Here is a 15,716-nt window from a genome sequence, read left to right as displayed (position 1 = left end):
CGGATGTCGCACCCCCGACCGCCCCTCTTCGCCCCGCACGGTGCTGTCGCCACCAGCCAGCCGCTCGCCGCGGCGGCCGGGCTGGCCGTGCTGCGGCGCGGCGGCAACGCCGTCGACGCCGCGCTGGCCACCGCGATCACCCTCACCGTGGTCCAGCCGGGCTCCAACGACATCGGCGGTGACCTGTTCGCCATCGTCTGGGACGGCGAACGGCTGCACGGTTTGAACGCCTCCGGCCGATCCCCGGCGGCCCTGACCCGGGACGTGGTCCTCGCCGCGACCGGCGGCCGGGGCGCCGACCCGGTGGCCGCCCTCGGCGGTGCCCAGGCGCGCGGCCCGGCGATGCCCGCCCGGGGCTGGCTTCCGGTGACCGTGCCCGGCGCGCCCGCCGGTTGGCGGGACCTGCACGACCGGTTCGGCTCGTTACCGTTCACGGACCTCTTCGCCGACGCCGTCCGGTACGCCGAGCACGGGTACCCGGTCTCCACCAGCGTGGCGGCCGGCTGGGCCCGGGCCGCCGCCCTGCACGAGGGGCTGGTCGGACCGGAGTTCGCCGAGTGGCCCCGGGTGTTCACGGTCGACGGGCGGGCACCCCGGGCCGGGCAGCGGTGGCGCAACCCGGACGCGGCCCGGACCCTGCGCCGGATCGCCGCCACCGGGGCGGGCGACTTCTACCGGGGCGGGATCGCCGAGGCGATGGCCGCCTACGCCGCCCGTACCGGTGGCCTGCTCACCGCCGACGACCTGGCCGCGCACCGGTCGGAGTGGGTGGACCCGGTGTCCGCCCGCTACCGGGGGCACGAGGTGTGGGAGTTGCCGCCGAACGGTCAGGGGATCGCCGCGCTGCTCGCCCTGAACATCCTCGACGGGGTGGACCTCGCGGCGCTCCCGCCGGCCGAGCGGCTGCACTGGCAGATCGAGGCGGTGAAGCTCGGCTTCGCCGACGCGCACGCGTACGTGGCCGATCCGGAGCACGCGTCGGTGCCGACGGCGGCCCTGCTCGACCCGGCGTACGCGGCGGCCCGGCGGGCGCTGGTGACCGACCGGGCCGCCACACCCGCCGCCGGCGACCCGGAGCGGGGCGGCACGGTGTACCTCTGCGCGGCCGACTCCGCCGGTCGGATGGTGAGCCTGATCCAGTCCACCTACCTGGGCTTCGGGTCGCACGTGGTGCTGCCCGGCCACGGCTTCGGGCTACAGAACCGGGGCACCGGCTTCCGCCTCGACCCGGCCCACCCGAACGCGGTCGGGCCGTCCCGGCGGCCGTTCCACACGATCATCCCCGGTTTTCTGACCCGGGACGGCGTCCCGGTGGGGCCGTTCGGGGTGATGGGCGGACACATGCAGCCACAGGGGCACGTCCAGTTGGTCTCCGCCACCCTGGACGCCGGCCTGGACCCACAGGCCGCCCTCGGTGCGCCGCGCTGGTACTGGCACGCCGGCCGGTCGGTGCTGGTCGAGCCGGAGCTGACGGCGACCGCCGAGGGCCGGGCGGCGGTGGAGACGTTGCGCGGGCGCGGCCACGAGATCGCCGTCGCCGAGGAGCCGGGCGTCTTCGGGTACGGACAGGCGATCTGGCGGCACGACGACGGTGGGTACGTGGTCGGCTCGGAGCCCCGGGTGGACGGTGCGGCGATGGGCTGGTGAGCGCTTCTCAGGCGATGGGGACCCGCTCCCGGAAGGTCGTCCGGTATGCCGCCGGGGTGGCGCCGACCCGGCGGGTGAAGTGGTGCCGTAGCGCGGCGGCGTCGCCGAAACCGACCTGCCCGGCCACCGCCTCCACGCTGAGCCGGGTCTCCTCGAGCAGCCGTCGGGCCAGCAGCACCCGCTGGTTGGTCAGCCAGTCGTGCGGGGTGGTGCCGGTCTCGGCGCGGAACCGCCGGGCGAAGGTACGCGGACTCATGCCGGCGCGACCGGCAAGCTCCTCCACGGTCAGCGGTCGGTCCAGGTGCCCCATCAACCAGGTGAGCACCGGCTCCAGGGTCGGCGCCTCGGGTGCCCGGGGGATCGGCGCCTCGACGTACTGCGCCTGCCCCCCGTCCCGGTGTGGCGGGACGACCATCCGGCGGGCGAGCCGGGTGGCCACCGCCGAACCGTGCTCCTGCCGGACCAGGTGCAGGCAGGCGTCGAGGCCGGCGGCGGTGCCCGCGCTGGTCAGCAGCGGACCGTCCTGGACGTAGAGCGCGTTGCACCGGACCCGGGCCCGGGGATGGCGTTCCTGCAGGTCGTCGACGTACCGCCAGTGGGTCGTGCAGTCGCGGCCGTCCAGCAGTCCGGCCTGGCCGAGCAGGAAGGCCCCGGAGCAGACGCTGAACACGTACGCGCCCCGGTCGGCGGCCCGACGCAGCGCGGCCAGCACCGCCGGTGGGACCTCGGTGTCGCTGCCGTGGGCCGGCACCGCGACCAGGTCGGCCTCGTCGACCGGGGTCAGGTCGGCCGACGGCAGCAGGGTGAACCCCGACGAGGTACGCACCGGAGCCCCGTCGACTCCGCACACGGAGAACCGGTATCCGGGGAACCCGTCGGCCGTCCGGTCGGTGCCGAAGACCTCACAGAGCACGCCCAGCTCGAACGGGGCGACCCGGTCCAGCGCGAGCACGGCGACGGTACGGAGCATGTGACCAGGGTAACGGCACAGGTGGCAGGAATTCGAGGTCTGGTGGCATTCCTGCCACTGTTCCGCTCTCCCGGACGGTCGCAGACTGGATCGGTCCGGTGCGCACCGGCGGCGAGAACGACGGACACCCACGGAAAGCGAGCGCCGCCATGGAATTCCTCCTGTTCCTGCTCTTCCTCCTCGCCCTCGCGGCCGGCTCGGTACTCGGGCTCACGGCCGACAGCCGGGACTCCGCCGACTGGAAGCCGACCGAGGACGGCCGCCGCTGGCGGTCCCGGCCCTGCTGAGTCGCTGACCCGTCCGACCGGACGGGTGAGCGGGTGCCGGGGCGGGCGTCGGCCGGGACGCGTGGAAAGGGCGGCCCCGCCGACGGCGACCGAGCGGCGTACGGCAGGCTAAGGGGCATGGCTGACGGCTCCTGGTACGACGCCGACATCGACCACGTGATCATTTCCGAGGCACAGATCCGCGAGAAGACCGCAGAGCTGGCCAAGCAGGTCTCGGCGGACTACGCCGACGTCGAGGACGGGCTGCTGCTGGTCTGCGTGCTCAAGGGCGCGGTCATGTTCATGGCCGACTTCGCCCGGGCGCTCGGACGGCACGGTCCTCCCGCCGAGCTCGAGTTCATGGCCGTCTCCTCGTACGGCCAGGGCACCACGTCGTCCGGGGTGGTGCGGATCCTCAAGGACCTCGACCGCGACATCGCCGGACGGCACGTGGTGGTGGTGGAGGACATCGTCGACTCCGGGCTGACCCTCTCCTGGCTGCTGCGCTACCTGGAGTCGCGGTCGGCCGCGAGCGTCGAGGTGGTGGCCCTGTTCCGCAAGCCCGACGCGGTCAAGGTCGAGGTCCCGGTGAAGTACGTCGGGTTCGACATCCCGACCGAGTTCGTCGTCGGCTACGGCCTCGACTTCGGCGAGCGTTACCGCGAGCTCCCCTACGTGGGCGTGCTGAAACCGCAGGTGTACGCCCGGTCCTGACCGCCCTCCGGCCGCTACCGCCGGCGCCCTGAGCAGGTAGTGTCGGCCGACATCGAGCGGACGTACAGCGCGCTCTCAGGTATCCGGACTACGGTGGTGGTTCGGTGACGTGGGAGTAGTCCCGCGACCGGGCCCGTCGACCACCGGTCGGCGACCGGTGGCGGCGCCGACGTCACGCCGGCTCTCGCCCGGAACCCGGGTGGGTGGTGAGGGGCTGGTGGAGCCGACGGTCACGCCGTGTCATACCGGCGATGCACGACTGCGGCCCTCGCGAGCTCGCTCGTCGTCCGCACGGTGTACCGTCGAATGACCGCGACGCGGCGATTACGCGTTTCGGGGTCGAGGCCAGCCCGAAGAACGGCGGCTCCGGCCGCCGCCTCGGCGGCGAACAGCCATCAGACGGTCAGGACGTCGATCAGGAGGGTCCGGGCGCCTCGGCGCTCGACAACAGTATGGAACGTACGCGTTTCTTCCGCCGCCCGGTGGTCTGGATCATCCTGGTGATCGCCGGCGCGATTCTGCTCAGTCAGTTGTTCACAGGTGGACCGAGCTACCACAAGGTCGACACGTCGGTCGCACTCGACCGGCTCAACACCGCGCAGATCGACAAGGTCGTCTTCCAGGACAAGGAGCAGACGCTCCAGATCGACCTGAAGGACAAGGCCAAGTTCGGTGACACCACCACCGACAAGATCGAGGCGCAGTTCCCGTACGAGGTCGGCGACCGGGTCTGGGAGCAGGTCCTCGCGGCCAAGGCGGCCAACCGGGTCACCGGTCCGGCCGACACCGAGGTGTCGTCGGACAGCGTCCTCGTCACGCTGCTGGTGAACCTGCTCCCGATCGCCCTGCTCGTGCTTCTGCTGCTCTTCTTCATGTCGCAGATGCAGGGCGGCGGCTCCCGGGTGCTCAACTTCGGCAAGTCCAAGGCGAAGATGATCACCAAGGACACCCCGAAGACCACCTTCGCGGACGTGGCCGGGGCCGAGGAGGCCGTCGAGGAGCTGCACGAGATCAAGGACTTCCTGCAGAACCCGGCGAAGTACCAGGCCCTCGGTGCCAAGATCCCCAAGGGCGTGCTCCTCTTCGGGCCGCCCGGTACGGGCAAGACGCTGCTCGCCCGCGCCGTCGCCGGTGAGGCCGGGGTGCCGTTCTACTCGATCTCCGGCTCCGACTTCGTCGAGATGTTCGTCGGTGTCGGTGCCAGCCGGGTCCGTGACCTCTTCGAGCAGGCCAAGGCGAACGCTCCGGCGATCGTCTTCGTCGACGAGATCGACGCGGTCGGCCGACACCGGGGCGCCGGTATGGGCGGCGGCCACGACGAGCGCGAGCAGACGCTGAACCAGCTCCTCGTGGAGATGGACGGCTTCGACACCAAGGGCGGCGTCATCCTGATCGCCGCCACCAACCGGCCGGACATCCTCGACCCGGCGCTGCTGCGTCCGGGCCGGTTCGACCGGCAGATCCCGGTGGACGCGCCCGACATGGAGGGCCGCAAGGCGATCCTGCGGGTGCACGCCAAGGGCAAGCCGTTCACGCCCGACGTCGACCTCGACTCGGTCGCCCGCCGGACCCCCGGCTTCAGCGGCGCCGACCTGGCCAACGTCATCAACGAGGCCGCCCTGCTCACCGCACGCAAGGAGCAGCGGGCGATCACCAACGACTCGCTCGAGGAGTCGATCGACCGGGTCGTCGCGGGTCCGCAGCGGCGGACGCGGGTGATGGGTGACCAGGAGAAGAAGATCACTGCGTACCACGAGGGTGGGCACGCGCTGGTCGCCTGGGCGCTGCCGCACGCCGCCCCGGTGCACAAGGTGACCATCCTGTCCCGTGCCCGGACGCTGGGGCACACCCTGGTGCTGCCCACGGAGGACAAGTACACCCAGACCCGGGCCGAGATGATCGACACGCTCGCCTACGCGCTCGGCGGCCGGGCCGCCGAGGAGCTGGTCTTCCACGAGCCGACCACCGGTGCCGGCAACGACATCGAGAAGGCCACCCAGCTCGCCCGCGCGATGATCACGCAGTACGGCATGAGCTCGAAGCTCGGCGCCATCAAGTACGGCACCAGTGGTGACGAGCCGTTCCTCGGCCGCAACATGGGCCACGAGCGGGACTACTCGGACGCGGTGGCCGCCGAGATCGACAGCGAGATGCGGGCACTGATCGAGCTGGCGCACGACGAGGCCTGGGAGATCCTGGTCGAGTACCGGGACGTCCTGGACAACCTGGTCCTCGAGTTGATCGAGAAGGAGACCCTCTCCACCGCCGACATGGCCCGGATCTGTCACCGGGTGGTGAAGCGCCCGCCGATGGCCCCGTACAACGGCTTCGGCAAGCGGCAGCCCTCCACCGAGCCGCCCGTGCTCACCCCCGCCGAGCAGGAGGCGCTGAAGGCGCAGGCCGAGGCGGACGGCGTCCACGCCGCAGTCGGCGGCGGCGCGTCCTCGAACAACCTCGGCGCCTCCCCGAACAACCTCGGTGGCACCGCGAACAGCTCGGACGGTACCCACTGAACCCGCGTGAAAAGGCGGCCAGCCAGGGCGATCCTGCGCTGGCCGCCTCGTCGACCGAACCCGACGGCGACGAGGCCCTGGACTACCTCGCCGCCCGGCTGATCAACGGCAAGCTCACCGGTCGCCCGGTGGAGAACGCCGTCGACCTCGGCCGGATAGAGCGGGCGGTACGCGAGATCCTGATCGCGGTCGGAGAGGACCCTGACCGCGACGGACTGCTCCAGACCCCGGCCCGCGTCGCCCGCGCCTACGCGGAACTCTTCGCCGGCCTCCGGGTCGACCCGAAGCAGGTACTCACCACCACCTTCGAGGCCAACCACGAGGAGTTGGTGCTCGTCCGGGACATCGACGTGATGAGCCTGTGCGAGCACCACCTGCTCCCCTTCCGGGGCAGCGCGCACATCGGATACATCCCCGGACCGGACGGCCGGATCACCGGGCTGTCGAAGCTGGCCAGGCTGGTCGAGGTCTTCGCCCGCCGGCCCCAGGTGCAGGAACGGCTCACCTCGCAGATCGCCGACCTACTGATGGAGCGGCTCAACCCGCGCGGCGTCATCGTGGTGCTCGAGTGCGAGCACATGTGCATGGCCATGCGGGGCATCCAGAAGTCCGGCGCCAAGACGATCACCTCGGCGGTACGCGGCACGCTCCAGCGCGACGCGAAGTCCCGCGCCGAGGCGATGGCCCTGATCATCCCGCGCTGACCGAGGGCGGCGGTACGACTCAGCCGACCAGCCCGACCAACAGGACCCCGGCGGTGCCCAGCGCCGCCGGGGCTCCGCACACCAGCACGCCGAAGCGCGGGGTGCGGTCCAACCGTCCGTCCGGGCCCGGCGGGAAGAGCCGGCCCACGCCGGCCCAGCCCACCACGAACGCCACCACCGGCAGCAACAGGCCGAGCAGCAACGCCAGCGCCGTCCGGGCCTCGGAACCGGTCAGCACGAGGACGATCTGGAGCACCGGCGCCATCAGTGCCACCGGTCCGTAAACCAGGAGATTCCGCAGCCGGGCCGGCCAGCCCTCGGACCGGGACGCGCGCCAGACCCCGGCCACAGCCGCCCACCCGCGCGCGTCGAGCACGCTGTCGGCCGTGTCTGCGCCCTCCCGGGCGGCCCACAGCGCCGCCAGCACCGCCGCCGGACCGGCCGCCATCGACCGGGCCGCCGCCGTCACCTCCGGCGGGGACGGCACCAGCGTCATCGCCGGCACGCCCCGCTCACGGAGGCGGGACTGCTGTGCCGCCAGGCGGGCCCGTACCGCGGTCAGTTCCTCCCGGGCATCCTGGACCGACCGGGCCTGCGCGCCTGCGGCGGTGGCCGCGCCACGGCGTATCCCGTCGAGCTGCCGGGCGGCGGCGAGGTACTCGGTCCACGCGTCGGTGACCGGGTCGGACGGTGTCTCCTCCGGTGCGACCCGCTGCGTCGGCGCGCTCCCGACCCCGGTCATCGCGGCTCCCCGTTCCCGGTCATGCCGCCTCGCCGTCCTCGGTCATCGCGGCTAACCGTCCTCGTCGGTGGCGAACGGCACCAGGACCGTGCCCGGCCCGTCCGGCCCGTCCCAGAGCAGCGCCCGTCCGGGCCGGGGCGACCACTGCACCGTCCGTCCGACGATCGGCGTCAGTTGGCTGGCGGGCACGTCGGTCACCACCACCGACGCGACCTTGCTCACCCCGTCCTCCGGGTCGAGCAGCGCGCCGAACGCCGACGCCGAACGCCACCAGCCCAGCACGTGCCGTCCGCTCGGCGGGCCGTCCCGCAGCAGGGCACGCAGCGGCCCGTCCGGCACGCCGCCCGGACCGTCCGCGCCGAACAGCACCAGGTAGCCGGGGCGGTCGTCGTCCAGGATGGCGAGCAGACCGGAGAGGTCGACCGTCTCGACCGTGTGCCGGGTGGCCAAGTCGGCGGCGAGAGCGGCGGCGACGTCCTCCGCGCTCCTGGTCAGAGTGGCGACGACGAACCGGGCACTGCCCGACCGATGGTGCGCGGCGACGCTCCGGACGGCGCTGGACAGCAGCGAGGCGGAATCCTTACCGGTGCCGAGTACCACCAGGTTCCGGCCGGCCGCCGGGACGAGCGGCACCGACACCGTCGTCCGGGACACATCCACCGCCCGGCCGAGCAGTGCGGCCGGGGTCCGGGCCTGGCCGGCCTCGGCGGCCCGGTAACACGGGTCGTTACCCAGCACCGGCCGGGCGTACCCGGCGAAGACCACGGGCGGGGACGACCCGGCGGGACGGGCTGCCCAGAGGTCGCGCCGCAGCTCGGCGAGCGCGGCCGGATCGTCGAGCGGATCCGGGAAACGCACCATCCGCTCGTGCCCCCGGGTGGCGCCGCGTGGGCCGCCGAGCCCGCCGGCGGTGTTGACCACCGCGCTGCCCACTGCCAGACCGGCGGCGGCGTCGTTGGTCGGCTCCAGCACCGCGCCGCCGCCCGGCAACGCCACCCGCACCGGGAACTGGCCGAGCACCGAGTCCCGGGAGGCGGCCCCGGCGCCGAGACCGAGGTCACCCTCCCCGGCCAGGACCAGGTGGATTCCGTACGCCCGACCGGCGCGGGCCAGGGTCTCCAACCGGCCGGCCAGGTCGGCGCCGAGCCGGTCACGTTGACCCGGCCGCTGTCCGGGGTTGCCGTCCCGGAACAGCAGCGAAACGTTGTCGATCACGCAGACGATCCGGGGCAGGGGTCGATGCTGACGCAGTTCGGCGAAGCGCTGTCCACCGGCGCGGTGGCCCGCCTCCTCGCGGCGGCGCAGCTCCGTCTCCAGATGACCGAAGAGGGCCTGCACGTACTCCCGGTCGGCCGCGAGCGCGGCCGTCGCGACCTGTGGCACCCACGACCGGTCCCGCCGCGTCTGGAGGAACTCGGTGAACGACTCGCCATCAGCCAGGTCCACCAGGTGCAGGAGCAACTCGTCCGGTCCGTACCGGGCGGCCAGGCCGAACAGTACGTTGGTCAGGAAGTCCGCCCGTCCACTGCCCGCCCGCCCGCTGATCAGCCAGTGCGGGGTCAGTTCGGTGAGGCCGAGGTTCACCGCCCGCCCGTCCGCGTCCCCGACCACCGTGGCGAGGCCGGTCGCGGAACTCGTCGCCCAGCGGGGCGCGTCGGCGGTGGGCAGGAGGGTGGCGAGCGTGAGCTGGGCACCGGCGGCCACCCGCCGGGCCAGCCGGCGGCAGACCGCCTCGACCAACCCGACCGGCGGATCGTCCTCGACGAGGACCGGGGAGTTCAGACCCGTCGGCGGCTCCGCGCCGGGGCTGGCGAACGAGGTGCCGGGCGGGTCGCCCAGCAGGGCGTACGCGTTGCGGATCGCGATCTCCGTCGCGTACGGCAGTGCCGGTGCACCGGTCCGGGCCGTATCCCGTACCGGGGAGGAGGGGGTGTTCGGGTCGTTCGCGCGGGACCGCGCCGTACCGTCCCCGTTTAGGTTGGTGGCACTTGCCGGCGGTGGCCGGTCGGCTGTCAGCGGCGGCCAACCGGCGACGACCAGGTGTAGGCCGGCCTGGTGGCCGCACCGCGCCAGGGCCTCGATCCGCGCCAGGTCGTTCGGCCCGAACCCGGCTGGTAGCGCGGCGATCACCAGCAGCATGGTGCGGTCGTGCCGGCGTTGTCGAGCGGTACCGGAGGCCACCCACTGCTCGGCGTCGCTGAGCACCGCCCGCAGGCCGGCGAGATCAGTGGCGGGTGGGGGCAGCAGACCGGCGTCGGCGAGCGGGGCGAACCCGGCGAAAGTTCCGCTGCTCCGCTCCGCGACCGTTGCGCCTGCACCGGAACCGGCCAGGGCCACCCGGGTGCCGGTTCCGGTCGGTTCCCCGGCACTGTCGCCGACCGACTCGGTAGGCGCTCGGGTACTGCCGGCGGAGGACCCCGTCGACGACGCCTGGGTGCTGCCGGTGGGCTCGGCAGGGGCCGGGGCATCGTGGCCGGCGGGTACGTCGGCCGCCGTTCCGGCCATCCCGGTGAGATGCAATTCGTCGGCCCGCCCCCTGACGGACCGGCCGGACGTCGCTCCGGCCGTTCCAGGGGCGGACACAGCCGGTACTGCTGTGGGCGGTGCCGCAGCCGACCCGTGAGACGTCGTTCCGGCGGCGCCGTCCACCGCGCGTACCAGCAGAGACCCGGCGGGCGAGGCAGCCAGCAGCCGGAGCAGTACGGCACGGAGGAGACCCGCGACCCGTCGGTCCCGGACGTCGGTGTCGATGACCAGGTGGCCGGTGCCGGGCAGGGGCACCAGAGCGGGAAAGCGCGCGTCGTCCAGCGGGGCGGCGGTACCGACCCGGACGAAGGCGGGTACCCCGTCACCGGACGGCACGTCCGGGGTGAGCGAATCCAGTGCGTCGCCCGCCCAGCCCGGCGCCAACGCCTCGGCCGCCCGGCGGAGCCGGTCGGTCAGCTCGTACTGTCGACGTTGGTCGGCCGGAATCGGCCGGGTGCCGTCCAGGAGGGTGGCGGCGGCGGTCGCGGTCGCGGCGGCCCGGCGGTGCAGGGCGGCGGCACGGCCGGCAGGCCCCTTGATGTCGGCCACCCGTCCACCTCTCTTCCCGAGGCCGGTAGAACCTTCCCGAGCAAGACGGTATCCCAGGTCGAGGCGTCGATCCGGGAGGTGTGACGGCGGTGCGCGCAGAGAGATCGCCAACCGTGCCGATCCGGCGAAGCGGGACGATCCAGGTGAAGATCGGCGGCTTCCGGGGCATTGGGTACGGGGCGTCCAGCCGATAACCTCAGGGGGTGGAATCAGTGCAGCCCCCCGCCGGTTCCCAGGTGTCTCGCGTACCGGCACAGCGGACCCCGCAGGAGGACCTGGCACCACCTCCCGCCCCGCCGGCCCCGATGCCGCCGCGTCGCCGGCTGCGGACGGTTCTGACGGTGGCGGGTGTCGTACTCTCCGTGCTCTGTCTCAGCGGTGCCGTCACCGTCTACATCCTCTACAGCCGCGCCAGCGCCCCCGACCGCAGTGCTCCCGACGTCGTGGTGGACAACTATCTGCGTGCCTTTCTGGTGGACCGCAACGACGCGCGAGCCGATCTCTTCACCTGTGATCAAGAGTCGGACGGGGTAGCTGAACTGCGAGCACTTCGGACCGACCTGGAAACCCGGGAGAAGCGCTTCGGGGTCAACTTCTCGGTGAAGTGGGGCGGGCTTACGGTCCAGGAGAACGGGAAACAGGCGGAGGTCGTCGCGGACCTGACCATCTCTGCTTTCGTCGAAGGGATCAGCCAGAGCGATCGGCAGTCCTGGCAGTTCACTATCCGGGAGGAGGACGACTGGCGGGTGTGTGAGGCCGCGAAGATCGGCTGATTGGGCTATTCGATCCAGAGCAGGTGGACAGGCACCTCGAGGGTGGTCGGGGGTTGGCCGCGCCAGGCCCAGCGGTACCAGTCCAGTTCGGCGGCCACCCGCACGCAGATGTCCCCGTCGGGGCCGGAGTATGGCTCGGTGACGGCGCGCAGGTCACGGTGTTCCGTCGGACCGACCACGTGGACGACCCGCCGACCGGTCGCCGCATCGGCCTCGAAGACCGGAGTCGGTGGCCGGTGCGACGGCGCGTCCAGGGAAACGAGTCGCGGCGTCGAGTCGTGCGGGATGCCGGCGATGGGGCGGGCCCCCAGAGTCTCCACCCAGACCCGTTCCACCGGAACCAGCGGCGCGAACACCTCCACCTGCTCGGACTCGGCCCGGTACCACTCGTTCTCGGGGATCACCGGAACGTACGTCCGGCTGTTCTGCACCACACGCTGATCGGCCCGCAGGTCCCCGCGCCAGCCGGTGCCGGGCAGCCCGATGACGACCCGCCGTCCCCGCAGGTCGACCAGGCCGGTCGCGGACGCCAGCCGGATCGGCCGGGGTGGAAGTGGTGCCCAGTCGGGTTGACCGGCGAACGGGTCCGGAAGTGGATTGGTCATCGGTTCGAATGCTTCACGCCGCGCCTTTCAGCGGGGCGCCCCGCTCCTTCATGAAAGGCACCGGATTGATGGCTCCGTTGCTGCTGCGGTCCTCGTTGACGTGCACCTCGTAGTGCAGGTGCGGGCCGGAGGAGTTACCGCTGCTGCCTACCACTCCGATGACCTCGCCTGCCTCGACCATCTGACCGGGAACGACAAGGGGCTTGTAGAGCATGTGGCAGTAGCGGGTGATGTAGCCGCCGGCGTGCAGCATGTCGACGAACCAGCCGCAGCCGCCCTTGTTCGGCCAGCCGTCCTCGTCGCAGCTGAGCCGCTCCCGGTTGTCGGGGTCGCACTTGGCGATCAGAATCCGGCCGCTGGCGGCGGCGCGGATCTTGGTCTCCTTGGGGGCGGCGATGTCCACGCCGTTGTGCTTGGGACGTTGCGCCGTGCGGAATCCCGACCCGACCCCGCCGGGGATGGGAGCCGTCCAACCCGACGCGGCGATCTCACCGCCGGCTGCCGCGTCGCAGACCTTCCTCCCGGAGATCTGGACCGTCCGGGCGGCTCCGCCGGCCAGCGCGTCCACGATTCTGCTGGCCAGCTCCTCATGTTTGGCGTAGGCATCCGGGAAGGCGCTGATCTGCACCTTCTGGGCTGCCACCGTCAACGGGAGCTGCTCCCAGTTGTCGACCTTGACCAACTTCTGGTAGAACTTCCGGGCCGCGTAGGCGGGATCCATCCGCTGCCGGACCGTGCCCCACCCGGGGCGCTGCTGGAACAGACCCACCGAGTCGTGGTCCCAGCCAATTCCCTCATGAGGGATGTCCTTGGAAGCCGCCACCGTACTGTTGGCCAGGTTGCGCAGGCCGGACTCCTGCATGGCAGTGGCGACGGCGATCACCCAGGCTCGCGGGGGCAGCTCCATGTCCTGCCCGACCTTGATGATGATGGCCGCGTTGCGGAGTTGGCGTTCGCCGTACTCGCTGAACCGGGGCATGTCCCCGGTCACGTCGACGGTGTTCTCCGTGCCGCAGTTCAAGGCCGCCGCATTGATCATCTCATCGGTGTCGCCGCCGAGTTCGGTGAGGAGAAACGCGCCGGCCCCACCAGTGCAGCAGAGCAACGCCATCGCTGCGGTCAACGCCGCTGCCAGTGCCCCGACGCGCACCTGCCGTCCGGGTAGGGCCTTCCGGGTCGTGTCGCTCATGCCCGCTCCCAGTCCACCACGTCAACCAGCCAGCGTCCCTCCGGTGCCACGAGTTCCAGCCGTAGCTGCCCGGTGTCCAGGGGGACCAGTACCTCGACGAACGACTCGGTCCGTGGCCGGAGGGTGGCCGGACCGGTGGTCCGCTCCGCCGGTACTCCGGCCGGGTCCGCGCCGGTCATTTTCTCGACCAGGACGGGTGTGGCGAGCGGCCGGATGGTCGCCAGCCATTCGTCGCTGGTCATCCCGCGACCGCCGAGCCAGGCGCCGACGAAACGATCCGCGATCTTCTCCGGCTTCGGAGCGCCGGGGCGGGTGACCGGGGAGGGCGGTGCGGCCGTGGCGATCACACCGTCGTCCCCCGCGTTCGGGTCCACCGTCGTGATCGGTCGGTCCGGCCGGTTGCTGAGGCCGGCGGACGGGTCCACCGGACCGGAGACCAGCCGTGCCGCTCCGATGACTCCGAGGACCAGGATGCCGATGCCCAGCGCCACGCCGAGCCGGGACCGGAGGACCCGGGTGAGGAGGAACTCGATCGCCCGTCGCACGTTCTCACCTCGCCTCGGTACGCACCCGGGGGGCCTGCGGGGTAGGAGCGGAGGTGCGCTCCGCCGAGCCGGGCCGGTAGATCACGAAGGAGGGGTTCTCCTCCGGCACGTCCGGATCCGTCCAGGTCGTCGGCTGGCGACGTGGACGCGGCGTCGTTGGTCGGCCGGTGCGGCGCTGTTCGTCCGGAACCACTGTCTCGTCCGCGCGTTCACGACCGTCCGGGCGTTGCCGGGGTTCCGTCCCGGGAACCGTCAGGGTCTCGGCGCGCGCCGGGGCGTGCGTCGGGTCCTCCCGACGTGACTCCGGCCGGAGCCGGGTCTGCTCGGCCACCGCTCCCCGTTTCCGGCCCGTCGCCGGCTCTGCCCGCTGTCCGGCTTCGGCCTCCTCCAGCCGGGCGGCCGTCCGCATGTCCCGGAAGAACCGGCGGTGCCAGGAACCACCCGAACCGGACGACTCGCCGCTTTCCTTCCCGCCGAGTTGGGTGATCCGTCGGTACGGCCGCAGCAACAGCCAACCGACCACGCCGCATAGCCAGACGAGCACCACCTGGAGCCAGCCCGGAAGAGTGGGTGTGTTCATGATCAGATCGACCGCGAAGAGGTAGATGGCCGCGCCGGTGCCGAAGATGGCGATGTTGAACACCGCCGCGACGACCGCGTTGCCGAGCCGTCGCAGGCCCGCGCTCGCCGGACGCATCAAACCGATGGTGCCGAGGATCGGCGCCGCGATCACCGCCCACCGGAAGAGCAGGAAGCCGAGAAGAACCAGCAGGGAGGCGATCAGGTCGAACATGGCGAAGAGGACGGCGGCGAGCACCGCGATGAAGCCCGCACCCACCCGGTCCATGTCACGGACCCCTTGGAGGTACTCGTACGCCTCCGGGTCCTCCTTCTTGATCTGCTCGGCGACCCGGGCCCACTGCTGTTGCTTGGCGTCGATGGTGGCGTCCCGCGTTGCCGGGTTCTGTCGGAGCTTCTCCGCCTCTTCCCAGGAGAGCGACTTCGCGTCGTAGAGCGCCTGTCCGTACTTCTTGGCGGTCTCGCTGTCGGCCGACCCGAGCACGCCCCGCAACCAGTTGCGGTAGAGGAGCGACTCGGTGGCCGTGTCGCTGGCCCGCACCGCAGGCGGACGATTGTCCTTACAGGCATCCGGGTTGGGCAGGACGCATTTGTCCGGAGGGATGTCCTTCGCGGTGGGGCCGACGGCGTCGTGGACCACCCCGAGGGTGGTGACCAGGGTGCCGTCGGCGATGTTGGCCGACTTCACCGGCCAGGCGGCCAGTGCGGTCACCGCGACCATCACCAGCAGTGCCCAACCGGCCGTGGTCATCGCGTTGCTCATGTCTGACTGTCGGGACCGCCAGAGCAGGTAGAGCCCGACCACACACAGGGTGATGATGCCGAAGACGCTGAACACCTTCTGGTAGACGGCCTTGGTGGCCTGTTCCACCAGCGGGTCGGCCCAACCCCACATCGACCGGGGTTCCCAGGCCCGTTCGCGCAGCGCGTTCGAGGCGCCGATGATCGCGTTGGCCAGCATGAACTCACCGTTCGCCACCATCGTGGTGAACCGGTAGTCCGGGTGGAGCACGGACGACGCGCAGCCCGTGTCGATGTCGTACGTGTTGAAGCTGTAGCCGGCGTATCCGTAGTCGCTGTAGAGCCCCTTCGGGCCGGGTTGCGTGGAGGATTCCGGTCGGGCGGCGAACCAGCCGGCCAGTCCCGAGTCCGGCGTGCCGGGGGTCGGGGCATTACGGCACTTGACCGTGTCCTCGCTGACGTTCTCCAGCTTCGCCACGCAGGCGCGGAAGTCGGCCTGCCACTCCTGCGTGGTGCAGAGGTCGGCTCGGGCCTGGGTCGCCGGGGGTGGTGCCGCCGCCGCGCCGATCGCGGGCCAGACGATCGTGGCCACCGCGAGTACGCCGACGGCGAGGAGGAGTGCCGCGATCCGTGCCGGGGCCCTCGCCACCATG

General features: G+C 71.9%; 13 protein-coding genes. 6 read left to right on the top strand and 7 right to left on the bottom strand.

Translation table 11 applies throughout. From position 1 onward, the window contains the following. Positions 1 to 3: 3 nt before the first annotated feature. Entirely contained in the window at positions 4 to 1,647 is a 1,644-nt protein-coding gene (locus tag ACIBJE_RS22155) for a gamma-glutamyltransferase family protein (protein WP_396751148.1), read from the top strand. Positions 1,648 to 1,654: 7 nt separating this feature from the next. Here ACIBJE_RS22155 and ACIBJE_RS22150 read toward each other — a convergent pair whose 3' ends face one another. Continuing rightward, a complete protein-coding gene (locus tag ACIBJE_RS22150) occupies positions 1,655 to 2,617 on the bottom strand; it encodes a GlxA family transcriptional regulator (protein ID WP_396751147.1) in 963 nt (320 codons plus the stop codon). 149 nt (positions 2,618 to 2,766) lie between these two features. Here ACIBJE_RS22150 and ACIBJE_RS22145 point away from each other — a divergent pair, with 149 nt between their 5' ends. The 4 genes from ACIBJE_RS22145 (at position 2,767) to folE (ending at position 6,814) form a co-directional block, all read left to right on the top strand. Continuing rightward, on the top strand, positions 2,767 to 2,904 hold the full coding sequence (locus ACIBJE_RS22145; protein WP_170107860.1) for a hypothetical protein: 138 nt from the start codon (positions 2,767 to 2,769) through the stop codon (positions 2,902 to 2,904). Between the two features lie 117 nt (positions 2,905 to 3,021). Continuing rightward, on the top strand, positions 3,022 to 3,597 hold the full coding sequence (gene hpt / locus ACIBJE_RS22140; protein ID WP_088981737.1) for a hypoxanthine phosphoribosyltransferase: 576 nt from the start codon (positions 3,022 to 3,024) through the stop codon (positions 3,595 to 3,597). 452 nt (positions 3,598 to 4,049) lie between these two features. Then, complete coding sequence (gene ftsH / locus ACIBJE_RS22135) at positions 4,050 to 6,110, top strand: ATP-dependent zinc metalloprotease FtsH (RefSeq protein WP_396751144.1); 2,061 nt, start codon at positions 4,050 to 4,052, stop codon at positions 6,108 to 6,110. Positions 6,111 to 6,148: 38 nt separating this feature from the next. Continuing rightward, positions 6,149 to 6,814 (top strand): GTP cyclohydrolase I FolE, encoded by a 666-nt coding sequence (gene folE, locus ACIBJE_RS22130; protein WP_088981739.1) that lies wholly within the window; start codon positions 6,149 to 6,151, stop codon positions 6,812 to 6,814. Positions 6,815 to 6,833: 19 nt separating this feature from the next. Here the strand turns inward: folE and ACIBJE_RS22125 are convergent, their stop codons facing one another. Then, positions 6,834 to 7,556, bottom strand: coding sequence for a hypothetical protein (locus ACIBJE_RS22125; protein ID WP_396751142.1), 723 nt, complete (start codon positions 7,554 to 7,556; stop codon positions 6,834 to 6,836). Positions 7,557 to 7,607: 51 nt separating this feature from the next. Continuing rightward, the gene (locus ACIBJE_RS22120; protein ID WP_396751297.1) at positions 7,608 to 10,337 is read right to left on the bottom strand and encodes an FtsK/SpoIIIE domain-containing protein; all 2,730 of its coding nucleotides are present in this window, start codon (positions 10,335 to 10,337) and stop codon (positions 7,608 to 7,610) included. Between the two features lie 506 nt (positions 10,338 to 10,843). On the opposite strand from ACIBJE_RS22120, the gene ACIBJE_RS22115 reads away from it, so the two are divergent. Next, a complete protein-coding gene (locus ACIBJE_RS22115; protein WP_396751295.1) occupies positions 10,844 to 11,404 on the top strand; it encodes a hypothetical protein in 561 nt (186 codons plus the stop codon). A 5-nt stretch (positions 11,405 to 11,409) separates the two neighbouring features. Here the strand turns inward: ACIBJE_RS22115 and ACIBJE_RS22110 are convergent, their stop codons facing one another. Genes ACIBJE_RS22110 through ACIBJE_RS22095 form a run of 4 tightly spaced genes read right to left on the bottom strand, consistent with a single transcriptional unit; the run spans position 11,410 to position 15,712 of the window. After that, the gene (locus ACIBJE_RS22110; RefSeq protein WP_396751140.1) at positions 11,410 to 12,009 is read right to left on the bottom strand and encodes a hypothetical protein; all 600 of its coding nucleotides are present in this window, start codon (positions 12,007 to 12,009) and stop codon (positions 11,410 to 11,412) included. A 13-nt stretch (positions 12,010 to 12,022) separates the two neighbouring features. Beyond that, entirely contained in the window at positions 12,023 to 13,198 is a 1,176-nt protein-coding gene (locus ACIBJE_RS22105; protein WP_396751138.1) for a M23 family metallopeptidase, read from the bottom strand. After that, a complete protein-coding gene (locus ACIBJE_RS22100; RefSeq protein WP_396751136.1) occupies positions 13,195 to 13,743 on the bottom strand; it encodes a hypothetical protein in 549 nt (182 codons plus the stop codon). Before ACIBJE_RS22100 ends, ACIBJE_RS22105 begins: the two co-directional genes overlap by 4 nt. Positions 13,744 to 13,747: 4 nt before the next feature. Further along, complete coding sequence (locus tag ACIBJE_RS22095) at positions 13,748 to 15,712, bottom strand: MFS transporter (RefSeq protein ID WP_396751293.1); 1,965 nt, start codon at positions 15,710 to 15,712, stop codon at positions 13,748 to 13,750. Positions 15,713 to 15,716: the final 4 nt, after the last annotated feature.

Origin of the sequence: Micromonospora sp. NPDC050187, assembly GCF_044459745.1 — a bacterium.
Lineage (GTDB): Bacteria > Actinomycetota > Actinomycetes > Mycobacteriales > Micromonosporaceae > Micromonospora.
This window is presented reverse-complemented; position numbering and strand designations above follow the sequence as displayed.

What these genes read in the sequence shown, in the direction of transcription:
- ACIBJE_RS22155 (WP_396751148.1), top strand. Translation starts at nt 4, where the DNA reads ATGTCGCACCCCCGACCGCCCCTCTTCGCCCCGCACGGTGCTGTCGCC.
- ACIBJE_RS22145 (WP_170107860.1), top strand. Translation starts at nt 2,767, where the DNA reads ATGGAATTCCTCCTGTTCCTGCTCTTCCTCCTCGCCCTCGCGGCCGGC.
- ACIBJE_RS22105 (WP_396751138.1), bottom strand. Translation starts at nt 13,198, where the DNA reads ATGAGCGACACGACCCGGAAGGCCCTACCCGGACGGCAGGTGCGCGTC.
- hpt (WP_088981737.1), top strand. Translation starts at nt 3,022, where the DNA reads ATGGCTGACGGCTCCTGGTACGACGCCGACATCGACCACGTGATCATT.
- ftsH (WP_396751144.1), top strand. Translation starts at nt 4,050, where the DNA reads ATGGAACGTACGCGTTTCTTCCGCCGCCCGGTGGTCTGGATCATCCTG.
- ACIBJE_RS22150 (WP_396751147.1), bottom strand. Translation starts at nt 2,617, where the DNA reads ATGCTCCGTACCGTCGCCGTGCTCGCGCTGGACCGGGTCGCCCCGTTC.
- ACIBJE_RS22125 (WP_396751142.1), bottom strand. Translation starts at nt 7,556, where the DNA reads ATGACCGGGGTCGGGAGCGCGCCGACGCAGCGGGTCGCACCGGAGGAG.
- ACIBJE_RS22110 (WP_396751140.1), bottom strand. Translation starts at nt 12,009, where the DNA reads ATGACCAATCCACTTCCGGACCCGTTCGCCGGTCAACCCGACTGGGCA.